The 24,047-nt window shown below is 40.4% G+C and carries 19 protein-coding genes and 1 pseudogene; 2 read left to right on the forward strand and 18 right to left on the reverse strand.

What is annotated here, in order from left to right:
- The first annotated feature begins 73 nt into the window (after positions 1 to 73).
- Complete coding sequence (gene uvrA, locus G6069_RS03560; RefSeq protein ID WP_197293397.1) at positions 74 to 2,899, forward strand: excinuclease ABC subunit UvrA; 2,826 nt, start codon at positions 74 to 76, stop codon at positions 2,897 to 2,899.
- Between the two features lie 648 nt (positions 2,900 to 3,547).
- Here the strand turns inward: uvrA and G6069_RS03565 are convergent.
- The 18 genes and pseudogenes from G6069_RS03565 to G6069_RS03650 form a co-directional block, all read right to left on the reverse strand.
- The gene (locus G6069_RS03565) at positions 3,548 to 3,826 is read right to left on the reverse strand and encodes a hypothetical protein (protein ID WP_097551697.1); all 279 of its coding nucleotides are present in this window, start codon (positions 3,824 to 3,826) and stop codon (positions 3,548 to 3,550) included.
- A 3-nt stretch (positions 3,827 to 3,829) separates the two neighbouring features.
- Positions 3,830 to 4,012 (reverse strand): hypothetical protein, encoded by a 183-nt coding sequence (locus G6069_RS03570; protein ID WP_097551690.1) that lies wholly within the window; start codon positions 4,010 to 4,012, stop codon positions 3,830 to 3,832.
- A 64-nt stretch (positions 4,013 to 4,076) separates the two neighbouring features.
- Positions 4,077 to 4,364 (reverse strand): hypothetical protein, encoded by a 288-nt coding sequence (locus G6069_RS03575; RefSeq protein WP_097551689.1) that lies wholly within the window; start codon positions 4,362 to 4,364, stop codon positions 4,077 to 4,079.
- 171 nt (positions 4,365 to 4,535) lie between these two features.
- On the reverse strand, positions 4,536 to 5,681 hold the full coding sequence (gene flgR, locus G6069_RS03580) for a transcriptional activator FlgR (protein WP_197293398.1): 1,146 nt from the start codon (positions 5,679 to 5,681) through the stop codon (positions 4,536 to 4,538).
- Positions 5,678 to 6,151 carry a hypothetical protein gene (locus G6069_RS03585; RefSeq protein ID WP_197293399.1) on the reverse strand — a complete coding sequence of 158 codons (474 nt, stop codon included), beginning with the start codon at positions 6,149 to 6,151 and terminating at the stop codon, positions 5,678 to 5,680. Before G6069_RS03585 ends, flgR begins: the two co-directional genes overlap by 4 nt.
- Positions 6,151 to 8,652: a DNA topoisomerase (ATP-hydrolyzing) subunit A gene (gyrA, locus tag G6069_RS03590; RefSeq protein ID WP_197293400.1), complete on the reverse strand. Its 2,502-nt coding sequence runs from the start codon at positions 8,650 to 8,652 to the stop codon at positions 6,151 to 6,153. Before gyrA ends, G6069_RS03585 begins: the two co-directional genes overlap by 1 nt.
- Before the next feature lie 15 nt (positions 8,653 to 8,667).
- The gene (locus tag G6069_RS03595; protein ID WP_197293401.1) at positions 8,668 to 9,054 is read right to left on the reverse strand and encodes a diacylglycerol kinase; all 387 of its coding nucleotides are present in this window, start codon (positions 9,052 to 9,054) and stop codon (positions 8,668 to 8,670) included.
- A complete protein-coding gene (locus tag G6069_RS03600) occupies positions 9,047 to 10,075 on the reverse strand; it encodes a hypothetical protein (RefSeq protein WP_197293402.1) in 1,029 nt (342 codons plus the stop codon). Before G6069_RS03600 ends, G6069_RS03595 begins: the two co-directional genes overlap by 8 nt.
- 9 nt (positions 10,076 to 10,084) lie before the next feature.
- Positions 10,085 to 10,278, reverse strand: a pseudogene (locus G6069_RS03605) (DUF262 domain-containing protein).
- A gap of 201 nt (positions 10,279 to 10,479) precedes the next feature.
- Positions 10,480 to 10,980: an acetone carboxylase subunit gamma gene (locus G6069_RS03610; protein WP_040164045.1), complete on the reverse strand. Its 501-nt coding sequence runs from the start codon at positions 10,978 to 10,980 to the stop codon at positions 10,480 to 10,482.
- Positions 10,981 to 10,996: 16 nt separating this feature from the next.
- A complete protein-coding gene (locus G6069_RS03615) occupies positions 10,997 to 13,294 on the reverse strand; it encodes a hydantoinase B/oxoprolinase family protein (RefSeq protein ID WP_079353520.1) in 2,298 nt (765 codons plus the stop codon).
- 11 nt (positions 13,295 to 13,305) lie between these two features.
- Entirely contained in the window at positions 13,306 to 15,447 is a 2,142-nt protein-coding gene (locus tag G6069_RS03620) for a hydantoinase/oxoprolinase family protein (protein WP_197293403.1), read from the reverse strand.
- A gap of 233 nt (positions 15,448 to 15,680) precedes the next feature.
- Positions 15,681 to 16,691: a lipid A deacylase LpxR family protein gene (locus G6069_RS03625; protein WP_197293404.1), complete on the reverse strand. Its 1,011-nt coding sequence runs from the start codon at positions 16,689 to 16,691 to the stop codon at positions 15,681 to 15,683.
- A gap of 123 nt (positions 16,692 to 16,814) precedes the next feature.
- Positions 16,815 to 18,179: a TIGR00366 family protein gene (locus G6069_RS03630; RefSeq protein WP_000479419.1), complete on the reverse strand. Its 1,365-nt coding sequence runs from the start codon at positions 18,177 to 18,179 to the stop codon at positions 16,815 to 16,817.
- A 19-nt stretch (positions 18,180 to 18,198) separates the two neighbouring features.
- Positions 18,199 to 18,822: a 3-oxoacid CoA-transferase subunit B gene (locus tag G6069_RS03635; protein WP_128025588.1), complete on the reverse strand. Its 624-nt coding sequence runs from the start codon at positions 18,820 to 18,822 to the stop codon at positions 18,199 to 18,201.
- Complete coding sequence (locus tag G6069_RS03640) at positions 18,819 to 19,517, reverse strand: CoA transferase subunit A (protein ID WP_001045194.1); 699 nt, start codon at positions 19,515 to 19,517, stop codon at positions 18,819 to 18,821. The genes G6069_RS03635 and G6069_RS03640 overlap by 4 nt, the downstream gene beginning before the upstream one ends.
- Positions 19,518 to 19,527: 10 nt before the next feature.
- Positions 19,528 to 20,703 carry an acetyl-CoA C-acetyltransferase gene (locus G6069_RS03645; protein ID WP_197293405.1) on the reverse strand — a complete coding sequence of 392 codons (1,176 nt, stop codon included), beginning with the start codon at positions 20,701 to 20,703 and terminating at the stop codon, positions 19,528 to 19,530.
- 283 nt (positions 20,704 to 20,986) lie between these two features.
- Entirely contained in the window at positions 20,987 to 21,799 is an 813-nt protein-coding gene (locus tag G6069_RS03650) for a 3'-5' exonuclease (protein ID WP_197293406.1), read from the reverse strand.
- A 142-nt stretch (positions 21,800 to 21,941) separates the two neighbouring features.
- On the opposite strand from G6069_RS03650, the gene feoB reads away from it, so the two are divergent.
- A complete protein-coding gene (gene feoB / locus G6069_RS03655) occupies positions 21,942 to 23,870 on the forward strand; it encodes a ferrous iron transport protein B (protein WP_197293407.1) in 1,929 nt (642 codons plus the stop codon).
- Positions 23,871 to 24,047 lie beyond the last annotated feature (177 nt).

Consider the following 24,047-nt stretch of genomic DNA (forward strand, 5'->3'; position numbering starts at 1 on the left):
AACCATTCTTTTTTGAAGTATAATAGCTCCTTTTAATCCACTTTCTTAATTTTAAGGAAATTTAAGGAAACTCTTGCAACATAAAACCATTATGGATAAGATCATTATTCAAGGGGCTAGGGAAAACAATCTCAAAAATATCTTTTTAGAAATCCCTAAAAACCAGTTTGTTGTTTTTACCGGATTGAGCGGTTCGGGTAAATCCACTCTGGCGTTTGACACTTTATACGCTGAAGGCCAAAGGCGCTATTTAGAGAGTTTGTCCAGCTATGCGAGGCAATTTTTAGACAAAGTGGGTAAGCCTAATGTGGATAAAATTGAAGGGCTAACCCCAGCGATCGCTATTGATCAAAAAACCACTTCTAAAAACCCTAGATCCACTGTGGGGACGATCACTGAGATTTATGATTATTTAAGGTTGCTGTTTGCAAGGGTTGGGGAGCAATTTTGCCCCACATGTTTAGAACCCATTAGTTCTATGAGCGCGAGCGATATTATTTCTCAAATCTGTCATTTAGAAGAAAATTCTAAAATCATTATTCTCGCCCCCATTATTAAAGATAAAAAAGGTTCGTTTAACGATAAATTAGAGAGTTTGCGTTTGAAGGGGTATGTGAGGGCTTTTGTTGATGGGGTGATGGTGCGTTTAGATGAAGAAATCCATTTGCACAAAACCAAAAAACACACCATTGAAGCGGTGGTGGATAGGGTGGTTATCAATAGCGAAAATGCTTCACGGATCGCTAGTGCAATAGAAAAAGCCCTTAAAGAAAGCTATGGGGAATTAGAAGTGGAAATCTTGCAAGACAACGCGCCAAGCATTAGGAAGCATTACAGCGAGCATAAGGCATGTTTTAAGTGTAAGATGAGTTTTGAAGAATTAGAGCCTTTGAGTTTTTCCTTCAATTCGCCTAAAGGGGCGTGCGAGAGCTGTTTGGGTTTGGGGACAAAATTTAGCCTAGATATTAGTAAGATTTTAGATCCTAACACGCCTTTAAATCAAGGAGCGATTAAAGTGATTTTTGGGTATAACCGCAGTTATTACGCTCAAATGTTTGAAGGCTTTTGCGAATATAATGGTATTGACAGCGCACTTTGTTTTAACGAATTGAATAAAGAGCAACAGGACGCTCTTTTGTATGGGAATGGCACTGAAATCAGCTTTCATTTTAAAAACAGCCCCTTGAAACGCCCCTGGAAAGGCATTATCCAAATCGCTTATGACATGTTTAAAGAGCAAAAGGATCTGAGCGATTACATGAGCGAAAAAACCTGTTCTTCATGCAAGGGGCATCGTTTGAAAGCTTCCAGTTTGAGCGTCCAAGTCGCTGGCTTGAAAATGGCGGATTTTTTAACTAAGCCCATTGAAGAAGTTTATCATTTTTTTAATGATCCCACGCATTTTAGCTATCTTAACGAGCAAGAAAAAAAGATCGCTGAACCGATTTTAAAAGAGATTTTAGAAAGGGTGTTTTTTTTATACGATGTGGGGCTAGGGTATTTGACTTTAGGGAGGGATGCGCGAACGATTAGCGGAGGGGAGAGTCAAAGGATACGAATCGCTAGTCAAATTGGGAGTGGTTTGACAGGGGTTTTGTATGTTTTAGACGAGCCTAGCATTGGCTTGCATGAAAAAGACACGCTCAAACTCATCAACACCCTTAGGAATTTACAAAAAAAAGGGAACACGCTCATTGTCGTAGAGCATGATAAAGAGACGATTAAGCATGCGGATTTTGTTGTGGATATTGGGCCAAAGGCTGGAAGGCATGGGGGTGAAGTGGTTTTTAGCGGGAGCGTAAAAGAGTTATTGCAAAATAACCATTCTACCGCCTTGTATCTCAACGGCACTAAAAAGATTGAGCGCCCTAAATTTGAACCCCCTAAAGAAAAGCATTTTTTAGAAATTAAAAATGTCAATATCAATAACATTAAGAATTTGAGCGTTCAAATCCCTTTAAAACAATTAGTGTGCATTACGGGGGTGAGCGGGAGCGGTAAAAGCTCGCTGATTTTACAAACCCTTTTACCCACCGCTCAAACCCTTTTAAACCATGCTAAAAAAGCTCAAAGCTTGAATGGGGTGGAGATTGTAGGGTTGGAACATTTGGATAAAGTGATTTATTTAGATCAAGCCCCCATAGGCAAAACCCCACGAAGCAACCCTGCCACTTACACGGGAGTGATGGATGAAATCAGGATTTTATTTGCCGAGCAAAAAGAAGCTAAAATTTTAGGTTATAGCGCGAGCCGTTTTAGCTTTAATGTTAAAGGGGGGCGGTGTGAGAAATGCCAGGGCGATGGGGATATTAAAATAGAAATGCACTTTTTGCCTGATGTGTTAGTCCAATGCGATAGCTGTAAGGGCGCTAAATACAACCCCCAAACTTTAGAAATCAAGGTGAAAGGCAAATCCATTGCCGATGTGTTGAACATGAGCGTGGAAGAGGCTTATGAATTTTTTGCTAAATTCCCTAAAATCGCTGTGAAGTTAAAAACGCTTATAGATGTGGGCTTAGGCTATATCACTTTAGGGCAAAACGCTACGACTTTAAGTGGGGGGGAGGCTCAAAGGATCAAATTAGCTAAAGAATTGAGTAAAAAAGACACAGGCAAAACCCTTTATATTTTAGATGAGCCTACCACCGGTTTGCATTTTGAAGACGTGAATCACCTTTTACAAGTCTTGCATTCTTTGGTGGCGTTAGGCAATTCCATGCTAGTGATTGAGCATAATTTAGACATTATCAAAAACGCTGACTACATTATAGACATGGGGCCTGATGGGGGGGATAAGGGCGGGAGAGTCATTGCGAGCGGCACGCCTTTAGAGGTGGCAAAAAATTGCGAAAAAACCCAAAGCTATACGGGAAAATTTTTAGCTTTGGAATTGAAATAGCTTGTGCATGGAGTTTGTTTGTTAAAACGATGTAGGGCTGAATAAAATAACAGACAGCTAAATATTAGATAAGCAGAGGCACTATTGCGTCATGGTTTCAAAATTACAAGGCTAGAGGCAATAATAGCCACTTGATCATGCAAGAGTTAGCAAGGAAGCCATGCCTTTAAAATCCATCGCATGAGAGTTTGAAAAATGAGAAAATATTAAGGAAAATAGAGACCAAGCCGACACTCTCTAATCATTACAGAAACGGCAATAGCGTTTCAAACCTTAATGGGAATAATCCTACCACAAACGAATTTAAAACACAAGAGTCACAACGAATGAAGCAAGAAAAATGCGCCATAGCTAAATCCATAATCGTGAGAGTGGGCACTATTATTTTCGCCCTGTAGCCCAAATTACAAGGGGTAGGGTTAAAAAAACCCCTAAACTCACTATTTTTAGTCCCACACAAAAACTACTAATAAGGCTTTATTATCATTAAGTGTTAATCATAAATTATAAAAAATGCTAAAAAACATTTTTTATAATCAATAGTAAAGATCTTGATTTTAATCGCACGATAATTTTTGTAGCGTGGTCTTAGGGGTTAAAAAATGACTTTTAATTTAAAAAATAAGAAGATTAAGATTCAACAAGATTTTATTTATTATTGTTTTCCTTCCGCATGATAATCGCCTGAATGGGATCTTTGCCAAGGAGGTTGCCAAACAAAGGCCCCCTCAGCAACTCGTAAAACACCTTGCTTGTTATTTTAACGGCTGTCTTCTTTGAGTCTTTAAGATATTTGGGGAATTGCATTTTAACTTCTCTATCAATCATAGATCCCCACTTTTTATAGCGGAATTTGATCACAAATTCCGTTTCTCGTATCCGCTCTACCTTACAACTCCTAAACCCAACCTCCAAATACTTCCTCATCAACTACTCAATGTTGTAAGACACTCTGTCCAAAAAACGCCTGATATTCGCAGAATTAACTTCATAATATATTGCAGGCTCGCCATTTTCAAGCAAATCAGCAAGAGTGGTGTTGTTATTATCAATCATAGGGGGCGTATAAAACCCTAAACACTCATTAACCCCTAATTCCTTAACGATAAACAATCTGCAATTGATAAAATCACCATCCTTATCGTTAAGAACATCAATGATTTTATAAGAGCTACCATTAATAGATCGAGTTAGGTTTCTGTGATTCTTTATTAGCCTTTAATTCATTAAATTCATCAAAAATACCCGCCATGAGATCATCATCATTTGCTAAAGCGGTCTTGCTACTCAATCTAACCATCGTTTCCTTACTCAACTGGATAATAACTTCGTTAGTCTCTTTATCCGCTCCAACACCAATCGCTCTATAGCCAAATCTATCCACTCTTTTACTCAATTTGTTACACAACAAACCATGTAATTCCTTGTTTTTTAATTTTTTAACCATAAAATCATCCGCTAACATAAAAACTCCCCATTAATTGAACCCCAATCTTTAAACCCCTTTTAAGCAAAAATCCCAAATTAAGCGTTTCTAATAAATGCTTTTTTTAATAACTCCATGAAATTATAGCGTGATCGCTCAAACTTATTAAACTTACATGGTTGCAGATGATTTATAAAGAAGCCCTACAAACTACCTTTCCAAAAACAAATCTTTCTCTTGGATTTCTGATCCTTCGCTTAAAATCGCCGCTCTCTCCACCACGCCTAAAAGCTCTCGCACATTCCCATGCCAAGAGTATTCTAAAAGGCGTTTTGCGGCGTTTTTTGAAAAGGATTTTGGCCCCAAATGATACGCGTCGCACACTTCTTTAAGCTTGATTTCAGCAATGGGCAAAATCTCTTCTACCCTCTCTCTTAAAGGCGCGATAGTTATAGGCACGATCTGCAAGCGGAAAAACAAATCTTCTCTGAATTCTTTCGCAGCGATTTTTTCTTTCATGTTGGCGTTGGTAGCGGAAATGAAACGAACATCAATTTTAACGCTCTTATTATCCCCAAGGCGCGTGATTTCTTTTTCTTGAACCACTCTTAAAAGTTTGCTTTGCAATTGAAGGGGCATTTCAGCGATTTCATCTAAAAAGATCGTGCCTTTATTAGCGCTCTCAAAAAGCCCCATTTTAGGCGCTGTGGCGTCCGTGAACGCCCCTTTTTGATACCCAAAAAGCTCGCTTTCTAATAAATGCTCTGGGATTGCGGACATGTTGATCGCAATAAAAGGGTGTTTAGAGCGTTGCGAATGCTGGTGGATAAAATGAGCAAAAACTTCCTTACCCACCCCGCTTTCGCCTAATAGCATGACATTAGCGTCCGTGCTTGCGACTTTTAAGGCCTGCCGTTTGCTCTCTTCTAACGCTTTTGAAGCGGCTAAAAAGCTGTGTTTGTGTGGTTTTTTTAAGGGTTTTTCTAAAGGGTGTTTTTTTTGAAATTCTAAAACTTTTTTGGTGCGATAGATGGACTCTAAAAGCAATTCTGGTTTAAAAGGCTTTTGGAAAAAGTCTTTCACGCCCAAACGAATGGAATCAATGGCTTTATTCAAGGTCGCGTTACCGGTAATCACAATGGATTCGTATTTGCCTTCTAAAAGGCGTAAAAATTCTAAGCCGTCCATATGGGGCATGTTAATATCCGTGATGACTAAATCAAAGCTTTCATCAAGTTTCGCTAAAGCGTCTTTAGGGTTTTTAAAACTCACAATCTCTAAATCGTCCTGAAGCTCAAAAAAAAGCTCCAGGCTTTTACGCATGTTAATATCATCTTCTACGATAGCGATTTTCATTCTTCTTCCTTTCTAAAAATATCTAAAAACAGCATGTCCCCCACTAAACTCGCTCTAACGCTTAAGGCTTTGAGGTTAAGAATGCTTGTGGTAGTGGTGCCGTTTTTATAGCTATGATCATAATGCGTGATAGCGACTTGGCTTTTTAAAATGCAGTCTATGACTCGCTCTTTTTCTTTTTTTAACGCTATTTCTAAAAGGAAGCGTTCTAATTTTATTTGGGGCAAGGGGTCTTTCAAATTAGGTGGGTTGCGAGTGATGATGGAGCAACGATAGTCTAAAACATAGGGGGCTGTTTTAATGCGGCTAACAATAGGTTTAGAGACAGAGTACTCTTCACCCATCACTCTAGAATCAACGATTTTCAAGCGGTACGAAATTAAAAATTCTTGATTTTCTAGGGGGCTGAGAGCATGCAAAGAAACCCCTAAAAAATACAATAAAAAATAAAAGAATGAAAAGAAACGCATCACTCAAACAAATTTTGCGCTGAAGAGGTTTCTAAATTTTCTGGCTCTTCTTCTTTAGGGCAAGAATTGACATACACGACTTTATCAGCGGTGTTTATGAGTTTTACCCCACTAGCGTTTCTTCCGGTTTCTCTAATGTCTTTAATGGAAACTCTAATCATTTTCGCGCTTGCAGTAAGGATCATCAAATCCAGGTTCTCATCATCCACGCTGATAACGCCCACTAGATTACCGGTCTTTTGAGTGAGCTTCATGCCAATGATCCCCTTACCTCCACGAGATTGCTCTCTATACGCTTCGGCTAAGGTTTGCTTGCCAAGCCCGTTCTCGCTCACGCTTAAAAGCTTGTTGCTATCATCGCTAATGACGACCGCACCGACAACAAAATCATTTTCATTCAGTCTAATCCCCATAACCCCACGAGTATGTCTTCCTATTTCGCGCACGTCTTCTAAAGGGAATTTAATGAACATGCCCAAATAAGATGCGATGAGCAAATGCTTGGCGTTTTTATCCACAACTTTTGCGCCCACTAATTCATCGCCTTCATCTAAAACAATCGCTCTGATACCGCTATAACTCCTATTACCGCCAAATTCGCTCAAATTGGTGCGCTTCACCACCCCATTTTTCGTGAAGAAAGCTAAAGAGCGTTCATCGCTAAAGTCTTTAGTGCTTAGGGTTGCCATGATCTTTTCATCAGGAGCGAGCGAAATTAAATTCACAATAGCTTTACCCATAGCGATCCGGCTCGCTTCTGGGATTTTATAGACTTTCAAATGATACAATTGCCCCTTATTGGTGATAAAGAGTAAAATATCATGCGTGTTAGCCACAAAAAAGTTTTCAATGAAATCGTCTTCATAAGTGCTGCCTGAAAGCTTGCCTTTACCGCCACGATTTTGCTTTTCATAAGCTTTTAAATCCACTCTTTTCACATAGCCTTTATGGCTCATGCTCACCACCATAGGCTCATTAGCGATCAAATCTTCTGTGTCAATGCTTTCATAAGACTCTTGAATTTCAGTGCGCCTTGGAGAAGAAAATTGCTCTTTGACTTCTAAAAGCTCTGTTTTGACGACCTCATTCAAGCGATCTTCGCTCTTTAAAATGCCATTGAGATCATCAATAAGCTCTAATAAGTTTTGGTATTCTTCTTTGATCTTATCCCTTTCAAGACCTGTTAAGCGCTGCAAACGCATTTCTAAAATGGCTTTGCTTTGGATTTCACTCAAACTAAAACGCTCCATTAAGGCGTTTTTAGCCGTTTCTGGGCTTTGGCTTGTTTTAATGAGTCGCACGATTTCATCGATATTGTCTAGTGCGATCAAATAACCCTCTAAAATATGCGCTCTGGCCTTAGCCTTTTCCAATTCAAAAATCGTGCGTCTTATAATAATGGTTTTTCTGTGGTTTAAGAAAAGGTGCAACAACTCCAAAAGCGTGAAAATCTTAGGCTCTTTATTGTAAATAGCGAGTAGAATGATGCTAAAAGTAGTCTCCATGGTGGTGAGTTTGTAAAGGTGGTTTAAGACAATTTCACTCATCGCGTCTCTTTTTAATTCAATCACCACTCTAATGCCCTCTCTATCGCTCTCATCGCGCACTTCGCTAATGCCTTCAATTTGTTTTTCTCGCGCTAAATCGCTGATTTGTTCCACTAATTTGGCTTTATTGGTTTGAAAAGGCATTTCATCTAAAACGATGATTTCTTTATTTTTCGTCTTTTCCACATGCACTTTGGCCCGCACTTTCACGCGCCCTCGCCCCGTTTTATAGGCTTCAATAATCCCTGCTTTACCATAAATGATCCCACCGGTGGGAAAGTCAGGCCCTTTGACAAATTCCAAAATTTCATCTAATTCAGCGTTAGGGTTTTCTAAGACATGCGCTAAAGCGTCTATGATTTCATCCATCCTGTGGGGGGGGATAGAAGTCGCCATCCCCACAGCGATCCCATTAGCCCCATTGACTAAAAGGTTAGGCAGACGGCTTGGTAAAATATCTGGCTCTTTTAAGGTGTCATCGTAATTAGGCACAAAATCAATGGTGTCTTTATCAATATCCCTTAAAATTTCTTCACTCGCCTTGGTCATTCTGGCTTCAGTGTAACGCATCGCCGCAGCGTTATCGCCATCAATAGAGCCAAAGTTGCCCTGCCCATCCACTAATTCCAAACGCATAGAAAAATCTTGCGCCATTCTCACTAGCGCATTATAAACCGCATTATCGCCATGGGGATGGTATTTACCGATCACATCACCCACGATCCTAGCGCTTTTTTTGTAAGCGACTTTGGAAGTAAGGCCTAATTCATGCATCGCATACAAAATACGCCTATGCACAGGCTTTAAGCCATCTCTAGCGTCCGGTAAAGCGCGCCCTATGATCACGCTCATGGAATAGGCTAGATAGCTCTCTTCAATAGAAGAATCAATCCCCACTTCTACAATATTTTTTGTTTCATTGACTGAATTATCTTGGACTGAATTATCTTGCATGTGTCTCCCTAAAATTTAATTAAAATAAAGCGTTATAAGATAACGCCCCCAAATCAAAGCCCAAAAAATAAGCCCTATCAGTTGGGCTGCACTGGCCATGTCTTTAGCCTTTTTGGCTAAAGGGTGGAACTCTGTGCTGGTAAAATCCACAGCCTTTTCAATGGAGCTGTTGATGAGTTCAACCACCACCGATAAAAAACAAGGCGCAATCAATAGCCCCCATTCTAAAAAATCTTTAGCTAGATAGCTCGCTAGAGTGATACAAAAAAGAGCCAAGATAATAATTTGCCTGAACGCGCTCTCTTCAGCCCATGCGCATTTAAGCCCGTCTTTAGAATAAAAAAGGGCTTTAAAAAGGCGTTTAAACCCTTTAGCTTTGGGGGGGACTTTGAAATCACTCATGGCTTATTTTGTAAGATTGAAAGAAATTCACGCTAAGGCTATCCAACAAGGCGTTAAAAGTCAGCTTGGCGTTGTCTTTAGCTTGGGCGTTAAGAGTGATCTGGGATTGTTTGTCTTTAGCCATAGAAACAAAGGCTTGCAACAATCCTTTAAAATTTTGTTGGAGTGCGGTATCGTCTTTAAAATGGGATTGGAACAAGGCCATAAAATAGTTTTCTAAAGAAGCTAACGCACTTTCATAAGAGACGCTAGGGGTTTGAGAACGCAAGCTAAAATAAGGGGAAAAAAAGCTCAAACTCTCTTTATTTTGGTAATAAAAGGCTTCTAAAAGGTTTTTAAGATGGCGCGCTTGGATAGAAACGCCCAACTTTGGCACTGAAAAACGCAGTTTGTCTTGCAACTCTTCTATGGCTTTAGCGTCTTTAGAACTCAAGGTTTTAAAAATATTTTTAAGGGATAGATTTTCTTGTGCCTCCATTAAACCCTCTTGAAAAAAAGTGTAAGCAAGGATATTTTCCGCATTAGTCAAATCGCATTTTAAGTTGTCGTTTAAGGTTTTTTCATCTAAAGCGTTGAATTTTAAAGAGCAATTCAAGCGTGTGGGTTTAATTTTTTCCAATAAGGCATTCAAGTCTTTTAGGGGGATTTGGCTGATTTTTTGCTGAATATCTTGTTCTAAAATAGGGGATTTGATTTGAGAGCTGATAGAAAGGACAAGAGAGCTTTTATCTAAAGAATGGAGCTTGATATTTAAATTTTTAAAATCCATAATAGGGGAGTTTTGAGAGTCTAAAAAACTGAGCTCTTTAGAAACGCATGCAATTTTAAAAAACCCTTCGCATTCAAAAGGAGTGCCTGCAATCCCCATGCCCTTAATATGGGGGCGTTGATCTAAATAAGCGTTAAGATAAGTGCTTAAAGATTTTTTAACCGACATGCTAGTAAAGAAGATAAACACCCCTAAAAGCACGCAAATGAAAGCCCCAATAACCACCATCCAAGACATGAATTTTTTAGTCAAAAACACCCTTTATTTTATTGAAAGTATAGTGATAGAACCCATAAAATACATTTTCTTATTTTTAGAGGTATTGACAATATCTTGCAGTAATTTTCCACAATTTTTTTCTTCCCAAGTGTAGTTTCGCTGGTGTATATAAGAGTAGAAAATATCGTGTTTGTTAGGGCAAAAAAGTCGTTAGCAATGCCTTGTGTTACTTTCATAGCTTTTCCTTGTTAGGTGGAATTAAAATTATACCTAGTATTAAATCAAAAAAAAAAGAAAAAGAGCTTAAAATTTTGAAAAAGTCCTAATTTGTGGCTGAATTTGTTGGGATTGAAAGAATTTGCTTGAGTTGAATTAACCCAAGCTTTTTAATGCGTCAAAGAGACATAAAGTCTCTTCATAAAAAGGATTGAGCGATTTTAGCGTCTTTCTGGGGGCTGTATGCCTAGCCAATCTTTATAAAACACCTCTATATCAGGCTCAAAATCATGGATCACAGGATACCAAGGAGTTGGGGCTTCAACATCTAAAAGGACGCCGCAATCCGGGCAAATATACTCCCGATACACTTGCCAGTGAGTATCACTGGCTAAGAGTTTAGGATACACCTCTTCCATTTTTTCTGCTGTATCGCGCACATAGATGTTTGCATGCAATTTCCAATTCTCCTCTGGAGCGCAAAACGCATGACCGCATGAACACTTAATAACCCACTTCTTTTGAGGATCTTGCACCACAAACAAATGCGGCCCCAAGGGTAAGACGATTTTGTCATCAAAATCTACCTTATCTTGCAACACCTTCAAATACATTTGAAACCTTTCATGATCTTTAGGCATGCTCAGCATTTTTAAGACAGTGTTCCAATCCAAGTTCCCCTCTACCAAATTTTTAATTTGTTCTTGTGTGTATTTTGACATAACCATTCTCCTTTCTTTACTTCTCATCAACCAACAGAACTGTGCGCACATCAGGCAATTTGCTCAAATCCATCCTGTATTTAGATCCATAGGTGAATACGCCAAGCTCATCTTCTTTCATGCTCCAGCTCTTTGGCAAGTTCCAAAATGTTTTAAAATCGTTTAAAAACTTGGGCGAGAGATCAAAGCTAGTCGCATACATGTGCTTAACCTGTTTGGAAGCCTCTTTTTCAAGGATAGCGTTCCTTTCTTGCTCCATCCATTCTTTTACAGGGATGGATCTAGCCTTTCTGTTTTCAAGAATTTCTTTTCTTCTGGCTTTCGTTTTAGCTTCATCACCCACCCAAATGCCGTCTTTATTCTGGCTCACAATCGCACCATAAACCTTGTAAGCGTATTCTGGCAATAGCTGTTTGCTGTTGAGATCTTCTAAAATCGCGTTCAAATCCCTTTCAATCGGATCGCCAAATCCAGGCCCGCCTTTGATGTAATTCAAATACAAGTCATAATTGTCAAAGCAGTTCTCAGTGGTGATGCATTGCTTATCCCTTTTGACTTGAGACGCATGAGAAATGTGCTTTTCATAATCTCTATCCGTTGGGTTAAAATCGCCCCCCAAAGGCAAGCTGGCGTTATTTTTAATCCTGTTTTTTAAATCGGTGTTGTGCGCTTCAAACCTATAGCCACTAGCCGCTGGATAGCCCCCCATCATACCCCAATCGCTATTCATATAGCCATTACCCATAAAGAACATGGTCCAATCATGCGCACCCCACACCATTCTTAAGGTTTCAAACCCGTTACCGCCTCGATATTTCCCATAACCACCGGTATTGGCTTTGACATTCCTACCTAAATAAAGAAGAGGCTCTGCCATTTCCCAAATTTCAACATCGCCCATATCGCCCTCTGGATTCCAAATAGCCGCTGCGTGATTTAGGCCGTCTTTTATCGCGCAAGCTCCAGTCCCACAAGAACTCGTCTCAAAGCTATTCACCGCATGGATTTCTCCATCTTGGTTGATACCACCGCCTTGCAACCAATTGGAAGTGTTAGCGTTCCCGGAATTGACCTCTTCTAAATACCCTCGGCTGTAATACGCTTGAGACAAGCCTCTCCACAAAGCGCTCCAGCCTGATACCAAGAAATGCCACGCATAAGCATGCCCGGTGCGCCTGTCATCTGGATTCATCCAAGTCCCTTTTTTGAGTCTGAATTGAGTCGCAAAATAAGCACCATCGTTGATGCGAGAAGTGGGTATCAGCGTTTGAGTCATCATCACCCAAATACCGCTAGTGAAAGACACTTGGTTGCAATTGAAAGAGTGCCATCCCCACCTGGACGCGCCATCAAAATCCAATTTCCATGTAGCGTCTTTATTGATAGTGATTTCCACAGGAGAGTGCATGATCGTGTCTAGCTTAGCAAATTCAGAGCACACGCCAATATCCTTATGCGCATAAGGCACATCCACAAACGCTACCTTTCTATACTTGCCTGGTATGGTCATGGATTTGATCCTAGAGATAAGACCTCTCCTCCCCTCTTCAATCACCTCATCAATAAATCGCATGTAAGAATCAATGCCGTCTTCTTTAATGACTTCCATCACTAAATCCCTAATCATATGGCATCCTGCAATCCTAGTCCTTTCATCCAAAATCCAATATTTAGGCGTGCGAACCGATCTTTGAGATTCATGCAACCAATCTTTAAAGCTCTCATCATTCGCCCCTGTTTTACGGCAAGTGATCATGTATCCATCCCCAAATCTTTGAACCTGCCCGGTGCTCATCGATCCTGGAGTAACTGATCCGGTATCAATCACATGCGTAACACCGCCTACCCACCCAATCAATTTTTCATCGTGGAAAATAGGCACAAGAGTCATAATATCGCATGGGTGCACATTCCCAATCGCACAGTCGTTATTGGTGAAAATATCCTTATCATTGATGCCTGGGTTGTCTTCCCAATTATTCTCTACCATGTATTTGATAGCTGATCCCATAGTGCCTACATGGATAATGATACCCGTAGAAGTCAGCACGCTATCGCCCACAGCGTTATAAAGCGTGAAGCACAATTCCCCCTCTTGCTCAACAATAGGGCTTGCAGCAATCCTTTTAGCTGTTTCTCTGGCATGCACGATACCGCCTCTTAATTTAGAGAACATTTTCTCATAACCGATCGGATCTCTTTCTTTAAACTCTAGTTTTTTGAGACCATTATAATGCCCTGTTTTTTCTGTCCTGGCTAGGATTTCATCTCTAGCTTGTTTTAAAGTTTTGCCGTTTTTCAATAAATTTGCCATTTTGAACTCCTTTATTTAATTTCTTTCAAGTGGAACAATCGGTGTTTGTCTAGTCTTGTCGCAAAGCCCTTGGGTATCACGAAAGTGGTCGCATCTGATTCCACGATCGCAGGCCCTATGACTTCATTTCCAGGCAGTAATTTTTCCATTTGCCACACATCTGCATCCACCCATTTTTTATGCCGATAGAATTTTCTAACGCCTATTTTGGCTTCTTTTGGGGGCGTAGCACCATGCTCTTTTTCAACCGGAATCACAGGTTTTTGCGTAGCCACAACACCACGCATGATCACGCCGGTCACGCTAAAACCAAGCTCTGGAGAACACGCTGATTCAGAATAAACGCGAGCGTAGGTTTTTTCATATTCTTTGACAATCTCTTCCCAATCAGCCACGCTTGCAGCTTTTGATACAGGAGAAGTGATCTCTAAGTCATTCAATTGCCCCATATACTGCATCCTGTATCCAGGTCTTAAGATCACATCTTTTTCAGAGAATCCATTGATCTTGAACTCTTCAATCACTTTAAGGGTCAATTCATCCCATGCGTCTTGAATGATCTTGCATGCTTCTATTTTTGACTTGTCTGAAGAATACTGCGGAATGGCAATATCCACGCTCTTGTCGTATCTGTATTCAAAATCAGCGCAAGCGCAACCAAAAGCACTAAATCCAGCCGCCCACGCAGGCACTACCACATCCTTAAACCCTAAGCCTTCTGTATAGCCATAGGTATGCACAGGCCCCGCACCACCATATGAAAAGCACACAAAATCAGACGGGCTATACCCTTTAGCGCTAATGTTGGATCGCAAGTATTCTTTAAGCTCCAAATCAAGCAACTCAATCACACCCGCAGCCGCATCTTCTACGCTAATGCCTAGCGGGTCAGCGATTTGCTCTTTAATGTGTTTTTTAGCCCTATCCACATCTAATTTGATCAAACCGCCTAAGAAATTATCCGGGTTCAAATAGCCTAAAACAATGTGGCAATCGGTTACCGAAACCGTGTCTAAACCGCTGTCTTTCCAACAAGTGCCAACTCTATACCCCGCGCTGTCAGGCCCTAGTTTGACCGATCGGCTGTGCGGATCAATGCGCACAAAACTCCCCGCACCCGCACCAACAGAATCCATAGCCACAAGCGGTAGAGATAAGACAAGACGCGCCATATCAGGGTCAGAAGCGATATTAAAATTGCTCTTAACGATAAGCGCCATATCAAAGCTCGTGCCGCCAATATCGCTGCATGCAATATTGTCATAACCAAGCGTTTCGCCTAGCAATTTAGATCCAATCACGCCTCCAATAGGGCCGCTCACAATAGTCCTAGCGAGCTCTTTAGCTTTCCAACTAATGGTGCCTCCATGCGTTGCCATCACACGAAGATCAAATTTAGCGCCATGCTCTTTGAAGCGGTTGCTGACTTTAGAGAGGGTTTGTCTGCTTGGCTCAGCCGCATAAGCTTCTAAGATAGTGGTGTTCATTCTGTGGCTTTCTTTTCTTTGAGGGTAGTAATCCACAGAAGCGAATACAGGAATATTTTTACCCAATTTTTCAATTTCTTTTAACGCTATATCCCTAACGATCCGCTCGCTTTCAGCGTTTTTATGAGATTGCAACAAGCAAATCACAATGGCCTTTGCACCTGCTTCTAAAAGCTCCTTAACAGCAACTTCAACCTCTTCTTGGCGCACTGGGATAACCACTTGCCCCTTGACATCGGTTCTTTCTGTAACGCCTCTAATCCTTTTTAAAGGAATCAGCGGATCATCATACTTGTGCGTGTTGATATGCAACCTTTCTTCTAGCGCATACCCCAAGTAGGATTGCAACGCCCTGCCCATAGAATGCATTTGCTCAAAACCCTTATTGCAAATCAGGCCCACTTCCATTCCGCGCCTTTGGACGACCCGATTGAGCATCGCCGTGCCTGAATACACGCAAGTGACCAACTCTGGATAAACCTTACTGACATCCGATTTCCAATGCGATAAAGCGTCTTGCGAGCTATTATAAATAGCTAAACTCTCATCTTCTGGGTTGCTTTGGGCTTTACCAACTACGAAACTGCCATTTTCTTTCACAAAAAATGTGTCCGTCATGGTGCCACCGGCATCAATACCCATCACCTGAACTCTTGCGTCTTTCATTTTTTAGACTCCTTGTATTAAAGTGTTGCTCAAGGCAACCTATTAGAAGTATAAGGCTGATTTTTAAATAGAAATCGTTTATTTCAAAGTTGTTTGTAATAAGGGAAATTTTGGTGTAATAAAGTGAAAAGTAGTAACAAATTCATTTAAAATGCTACTGATATTCATCTTAAATTACCCAAAAATATCATATAAATATCATATAGGAAGAAAAATATTAAACTGATATTAAATCAAAAGGCGAAATTCAATTCTAAAGTACCGATCTGATGGTGCTTAGGCTGGGATTGAAAGGTTTTACTAATATCAGTGATCGTAAAAGCCACCCTGAGGCTGCGCCACATCATAGCTGCTCCTATTTCACTGGCATAAACAAAGTATTCCAAATTAGCAATGCCCCTAGTTTCAGGGCTATTGCCTTGAATGAAGATGTTAAGGGGTTGGAAGCGCCCAAAAGCCCCTACAAAAAAATAGATAGAAAATTTATCGCTATAAGGCATGCCCCCATCAAAAGCGGTATTGACCTTATTGACACCATAATCAGCGTCCAGGTTATACCCAGCCCTAAAGAGCGAGCCGAGTTGGAAATAATCCCTTGCATTACCCAATTCCACATTAAACCCGGGCATTAACTCCATAGAAAAAAAACGAGTCTTTAAAAGAGGGACTTTTTTGAGCAATTGGTAGTGCAATTCAAAGATAAATTCGTTTTTGAGCTGTGTGTTCCAGCCATAAAATTGGGGGTCATGGCCCCATTTATGAATGAGACGCTGCGTTTGAGCGGCCAAAGAATCTTGCCCTGTCGTGCCTAAAGAAAGCGTGAATAACTCCATGAAAGTTTGATGGCGGTTATACACATTCAAATTCACCCGTAAATACCCCCCATAAGGGTGGTTGTCATGCAAATGCACCAGTTTTCTGTTTTTAAGCGAAGGGGTATACATGTCTTGGGCGAGAGAAATACCAAAACGAGTAACCCTAGGGCTTTTATTGAAAAAACCTAAATACGAAGTCCATTTCATCGCTTTATTTTTAGAAAAATCAAACTCTTTAGTAGAAAAGCCTATTTGATTGCCTGCGGTATAATACTCATCAATGTAAGGATTGATATAACCATCATTTTCAGTCATCAAATTGATAGAATAGCGTTTAGAGGGCGTTAATGGGGTTGAAGGGGTGGGAATAATCTCTTTTGCCCATACAAACGTTCCTAATAATAAACATAAAATAAATTTAAAAAACAAAACACTTCCTTAGGTTATTATGGGGTTATTGTAACGAAATAAGGCTTAATTACAAGAGCGTTTAAAGGGTAAAAAGAGAAAACTTACCCCATTGAAAAGAGCGTGGTTTTAGGCATAAAAAACTCACACTAAAAAATAAAACACCCCACACACAACTAAAGCGACAAAAATTAAAGTCAAAACGCAATAGCCCATAATATCTTTAGCGCCCAAACCCGCAATGGCTAAAGCGGGCAAAGCCCAAAAAGGCTGTATCATATTCGTCCAAGCGTCTCCCCAAGCGATAGCCATAGAAACCACGCCCGGATCCACCCCCAAGCTTTGCCCAGCCGGAAGCATGATAGGAGCTTGAATCGCCCATTGCCCTCCGCCAGACGGAATAAAAATATTGACAATCCCAGCGCTTAAAAAAGTCATGAGCGCGAAAGTTTTTTCATTAGCGATGTGCGTGAAAGCTAAAGAAAGCATTTGCGCTAAAGAATGCCCCCCCACGCTATGGCTTGCCATCATCCCCATAATCCCAGCGTAAAAAGGGAATTGCAATAAAATCCCAGCCACGCTCCTAGCGGAACGATCGATCGCTTTCACATAAGCTAAAGGGGTTTTATGGAGCAAAATCCCTAAAAAAAGGAAAATCGTATTGACAATGTTTAAACTAATCCCTCCCCCTTTAAAAAAATAAATACCCAGATACCCAAAACCCAAAAAAACCAAAAGATAAGAAAGCAAAGCGCTGTTTTCCAAAAAATGCGCGATCGTTTTATCTTGTTGGTGGCTAATGAGTTCTGTTTCTTTGTATTCGTCTTTTAAAAGCTTTGAATCAATCTCAACGATTTCTTCTTTTTTAGGGTGGATCATTGCCATTAAAAAGGGTAACCCTACAAGAATGATCCCTATAATGATCAAATTATAAGAAGAAAAAATCGTCTGACTGATAGGAATAGCTTTTTCAATCACCCCAGCGCTTATTTTGGACAGATTTTCATTTTGGGTGGCAACGCTTAAAGGGATAGATCCTGATAAACCCCCATGCCAGATCACAAAACCCGAATAAGCGCTAGCAATGAGTAGCCTGTAATCCACCCCCTTAACATTTTTGGCGATCTCTTTTGCAAAAATCGCGCTGATCACTAAGCCAAAACCCCAGTTGATCCAATTAGCGATTAATGATAAAAAAGTAACCAACCATAAAGCCGTGTAATACCCTTTAGGCAAAGACGCCAAGTATTTTAAAAGTTTTTGGATTAATTTAGCGCTAGCTAGAGCCTGACCCAACACCAAAATAAGGGCCATTTGCATAGAAAAACCTAAAAGCGTCCAAGCACCATTCCCCCAACTAGAAATGACAGATGAAGCGTCTTGCCCTGTCAAGCAATAAACAAGAACAAACACGACAAACGATAAAAGAGCGACCAAGACAAAGGAGTCCGGCAAACATTTAGACGCTAAAAACACGCATGCTGAAGTCAAATGCCTTAATAAAAACATCAACACCCCCTTTTACAAGCTATAAGTGCACTTCAAATTCAGCTTCTGTTTTTTCTTTCACTTGATCAAGGCTGACCCCTTCTTGCAATTCCACTAATTTCATGGCGTTATTGGAAAACTCAAACACCGCTAAATCCGTTATCAATTGATGCACCACGCCTTTTCCCGTTAAGGGCAATGAGCATTTTTTTTTCACTTTAGACTCCCCGTATTTGTTGCAATGCTCCATGATGACAATCACTTTTTTAGCGCCATGCACAAGATCCATAGCCCCTCCCATGCCTTTTATGAGCTTTTTAGGGATCATCCAATTAGCCAAATCCCCATTTTGTGAGACTTCCATCCCTCCTAAAATCGCTAAATCAATATGCCCCCCACGAATCATCGCAAACGAATCCGCGCTATTGAAAAACGAAGCGCCCGGCACCACGGTTATAGTTTCCTTTCCTGCATTGATAAGATCCGCATCAACGCTCCCCTCTAAAGGGTAAGCGCCAATCCCTAATAGCCCGTTCTCGCTTTGGAAAACGATATTCATCCCGCTCACTTCATTAGCCACCAGCGTGGGCAAGCCTATCCCTAAATTCACATACATGCCCTCTTTCAATTCCTTTGCCGCTCGTTTAATGATAGCCTCTCTCATTTCGCGCTCCTTGTGGTGGTTTTTTCTATCCGTTTTTCAAATTTCTCGCCCTTATAGATGTGCTGCACATAGATTCCTGGCAAGTGTATTTCATCTGGGTCTAATTCCCCGGCCGGGACAATTTCTTCCACTTCAGCGACGCATATTTTTGCTGCCATCGCGCACAAGGGATTGAAATTTCGGGCCGTTTTTCTAAACACCAAATTCCCAAGAGTATCGCTTTTATAGGCTTTAATAAGCCCATAATCGCCTGTTATGGCTCTTTCTAAAATATACTCCTTGCCGTTAAATTCCCTTGATTCCTTGCCTTGAGCGATTAAAGTCCCAACCCCTGTTGGGGTGTAATAAGCGGGTATTCCAGCCCCTCCAGCGCGCAAGTTTTCAGCCAGCGTGCCTTGCGGTGTCAAAACGACTTCAATTTCTCCATTCAACATTTGCGATTCAAAAATCTTATTTTCCCCCACATACGAAGCGATAATCTTTTTAATCTGCTTTTTTTCTAAAAGAATGCCAAGCCCAAAGTCATCAACGCCGCAATTATTGCTCACAACAACCAAATCCTTGATGCCTTTCTTATAAATGTAATCAATGGCGTATTCAGGTATCCCGCACAGCCCAAAACCGCCCACTAAAATAGTATCCCCGTCTTTTAATCCGCTCAATGCTTTGTCTAAATCGGTTATAACCTTATTCATCTCATTCTCCTTATTTTTGTTCCACTACCACTGATAGCCCTTGCCCGCCACCCACGCACAACGACGCACAGCCCACGCCATGACCGCTACGCTTCATCTCGTGTAAGAGAGTAACCAATATCCTAGCGCCGCTCGCGCCAATAGGGTGGCCAATCGCTATCGCACCTCCATTCACATTCACTATATTGGGGTTTAATTCAAGCTCTTTTAACACGGCGATGCTTTGCGCGGCAAAAGCTTCATTGAGTTCAAAAAGATTGATGTCGTTGAGATTCATTTTGACATTTTTAAGGTTGTTTTTAATCGCAATACTAGGGCATATACCCATTATATCCGGACTGCAACCCCCCAAACCAAACCCCTTGATAGTGGCCATGGCTTTTAACCCCAATGCTTGCGCTTTTTTAGCGCTGCATAAAATGATAATACTCGCGCCATCATTGATCCCTGATGAATTTCCTGCCGTTACCGATCCGTCTTTTTTAAAAGCGGGTTTGAGCTTTGCAAGGGATTCTAGCGTCGTGTCTCTAGGGTATTCGTCTTCTTTAAAAACCACCACGCCTTTTTTATTCGCTATTTCAATAGGCGTGATTTCTTCTTGGAATTTCTTTGCATTAATGGCGGCTCTTGCTTTGAGTTGCGATTGGAGTGCGAAATTATCTTGATCTTCTCGGCTTATGTGGTATGCTTGAGCGACATTATCAGCGGTGATCCCCATGTGGTAATCATTGAACGCGTCCCATAATCCGTCATGTATCATGGAGTCTATCATGTTCGCATTCCCCATTCTTTTCCCCTCTCGCATGTCAAACGACAAATAAGGTGCCATGCTCATGTTTTCCACGCCACCGCACACCACCACCTCATCGCGCCCAAGCATGATGGCATCATGCGCTAATTGAATGGCTTTCATTGACGATCCACAAACCATATTGACGCTAAAAGCGTTTCTGTCATTAGGGATGCCGGCGTCTAGTTGGATCTGCCTGGCGATATTTTGACCCAAACCAGCGCCTAAAACATTGCCTAAAATGACAGAATCCACATCGCTAGGCTTAAGAGAGCTCGCATTCAAAGCGTCTTTAAGCACGCAAACACCCATTTCTCTAGCACCTACATTCTTTAGAGAGCCTAAAAAACTCCCCACCGCACTCCGTTTTGCCGCCACTACAACCACTTCATTCATGTCTTTGCCTTTAAGTTGATTTATCAGTCATAGTATCACTTTTAGATAATTGACGCCCTAACAGGTTGGATTTTGTTTTAGGTTTTGTTTTGGATTGAGGGCGATCCGTTTATTTTTTTCACAAAAATATTATTCTTATCGTTCAATAATTATTGCATAATTATAGCTTCAAGTGGGGATCTAAAATCAAGCAGATATGCACTTTAGGCTCATGTTTCTCTAACGCTTTAAAAAAATTTCTTTCTAAGCAGTCTTTACCTAGTTTCAGGGTTTTAATAGGGTTTTAAGCAAACTCCCTAATTTCTTTCTCTAAAGCGTTAATAAAAACGCTTGAATAGGATTTTTCTTTAGGGAATTTGGCTAAAAAATCGCTCAATAGCCCAAGGTATTGCTCCTTATTTAAAGCCCCTTTCAGCACTTCGTATTTTAAAAAAAGCCAGTAAGTGTTAAGCACATCGCTTTGGCAATAGCCATCAATAATGTCTTTTTTCTCCTTTTGGCTTAAATGCGGGTTGTAATAAATCGCATGCACTAAATCCCCGCTCACATCAAATTTACCAGGAATATTCATCATAGAGCAAACGCCATTTAGATTCAACCCCCTAACGGATCCATAATGGCTCAAGCTATCCATTAAATCCAAATGAAACTGCTCGCTATAACGCGCGCGGTAATTTTCCCATTTATTTTCTTGGCTGTAAAAAGCGTCTAAAGTTAAATTGTATTTAAGGGCTTTGAGCGTGAGTAGGGGTATATCAAAACCTCTGCCATTGAAGCTTATTAGGCGCGGTTGCTTTTCGTTAAAGTATTTGAAAAAGTCCTCTAAAAGCTCTTTTTCGCTTGTAAAACCCTCTTTATTCTCGTGTTTTTGACCAAAATTCCCCACTTTGACAAACTGCCCGTAATCATCGCCAATGACTGCTGCAATAGAGATGATTTCATGCAAATAAAGAGGCAAAAACTCGCTCCCGCTTTTTTCTTTTTGCTTTTCAAAACTCCATTCACAGATTTTTAGCGCATCATCTTCTTTTAATTGAAAATGCTCTTTACACAAGCTCACGCTAGGAATGGTTTCTATATCAAACACGCACAACATCACACGCTCCTTTCATTTTTTAACATTCTTGTCTCGCTTTTATTATATAACAATTAGTCTTATAGCGCTATAGTGCTGACTTTTAATCTAAAAACGATATAACTAAAAATTAAAAAACTTTAATGTGGAGCATTCAAACCCAATGAAAGAAATCACTATCGCCCTTGTGGGCCAGCCTAATGTAGGGAAATCATCCCTCATCAACGCTTTGAGTAACGCCCATTTGAAAGTGGGGAATTTTGCCGGGGTTACCGTGGATAAAATGGAAGTGGGTTTGATACACAAAGAGCATCAAATCACTATCATTGATTTACCGGGCACTTACGCGCTCAATGATTTCACCACTGAAGAAAAGGTTACTAAAGATTTTTTAGAAAAAGGGCAATACGATCTCATTCTTAATGTGGTGGATTCCACCAATTTAGAGCGTAATTTAGCCTTAAGCGCTCAGCTATTAGACACGAATAAAAAAATGCTTCTTGCGCTCAACATGTGGGATGAGGCGCAAAAAGAAGGCGTTAAAATTGATACAGAAAAGCTTTCTAAAGAATTAGGGGTTGTGTGCGTGCCTACAAGCGCAAGATCCAAAGAAGATCGCTTGAATACAGAGCTTTTATTAGATGAAATTGTCAGACTTTATTCTCAAAACACTATAAACAATGAAAACATAAAAGTCCCGTCTCAAAGCTTTAAGGAGTCTTTAAAATACAGCCAGAGTGCTCAAAGAATCGCTCAATTAGTGATCAGTGAAAACCAACAAAACGCGAGCTTTGAACACACTTATAAGATTGATAAGATTTTAATGCACCCGCGTTATGGGATTTTCATTTTTTTAGGGTTTATGTTTATCATTTTTTCCTTGAGCTTTTTAATAGGGGGGGGAGTGCAAAAAGCGCTTGAAGCAGGGTTTAAATTTTTGAGCGATGGCATCAAAGAAAATGTGGCTAATGAAGATTTAGCATCTTTGGTGGGCGATGGCATTATTGGGGGAGTGGGAGCGACGGTTTCATTCTTGCCTTTAATTGTGGTGTTGTATTTTGGGATTTCTTTACTAGAGACGACAGGCTATATGAGTAGGGTAGCGTTTTTACTAGATGGGATCTTGCATAAATTTGGCTTGCATGGGAAGAGTTTTATCCCTTTAATCACCGGTTTTGGTTGCTCTGTGCCCGCTTACATGGCGACAAGAACCTTACAAAATTATAACGAACGACTGATCACGCTTTTTGTGATCGGCTTTATGAGTTGCTCGGCAAGGCTGCCTATTTATGTGCTGTTTGTAGGCTCGTTTTTCCCTTCTTCAAGCGCTGGGTTTGTGCTGTTTTGCATTTATATTTTGGGGGCGGTTGTGGCGTTAGTGATGGCCAAATTACTCAAATTAAGCGTGTTTAAAGGACAAACCGAATCTTTTATTATGGAAATGCCCAAATACCGCTTTCCCAGTTGGAGAATGGTCTATTTCAGTATCTACACCAAATCGCTTTCTTACCTTAAAAAGGCCGGGACTTATATTTTAGTGGGAGCGATTTTAATCTGGTTTATGTCTCAATACCCTAAAAGCGATACGGCTATGAAAACTTATAAACAAGAAAGCTTGTTAGTGGATAAAAACACCACTCTTTCAAGCGAAGCCAAAGAAGAAAAATTAAAAGAATTAAAAGCAGAATTGGATAAAAAGAATTTAAAAAATAGCATTGTAGGGAGAGGTGGGGCGTATTTAGAAAAAGTCTTTAGCCCTATGGATTTTGATTGGCGTTTGAGTGTGTCGCTTGTAACCGGATTTATGGCTAAAGAGGTGGTGGTTTCTACTTTGGGCGTGTTGTTTTCTTTAGGGGATCAAAATGAAAAATCTGACGCTTTTAGAGAAATTTTAAGAAAAGAAGTCAGCGTGCCTAGCGGGATCGCTTTTATCGTGTTTGTGATGTTTTATATCCCTTGTTTTGCAGCGACCATTACTTTTGGTAGGGAAGCTGGAGGGATAAAGTTTGTAGCGTATTTATTCATCTTCACAACCGTTGTAGCGTATGCGTTTTCCTTGATAGCTTTTTATGCGACTCAAATTTTGGTTTAAAGGCTAGCCATAAAAGAGTTTTTAAACCCTTTATTTGTTTAAAATTCATCTCATTAGAAATATTAAAAAATTTTTATTTTTCTCCCAATCTTTTCTATCAACATTCGCATTAATCGGTATTTTTGATAAAAAAAGTCATTAATATTATCTAAATAATAATTTTTTAAAAATTTAAGC

Origin of the sequence: Helicobacter pylori (assembly GCF_017594925.1) — a bacterium.
GTDB classification, from domain to species: Bacteria; Campylobacterota; Campylobacteria; order Campylobacterales; family Helicobacteraceae; genus Helicobacter; species Helicobacter pylori_DP.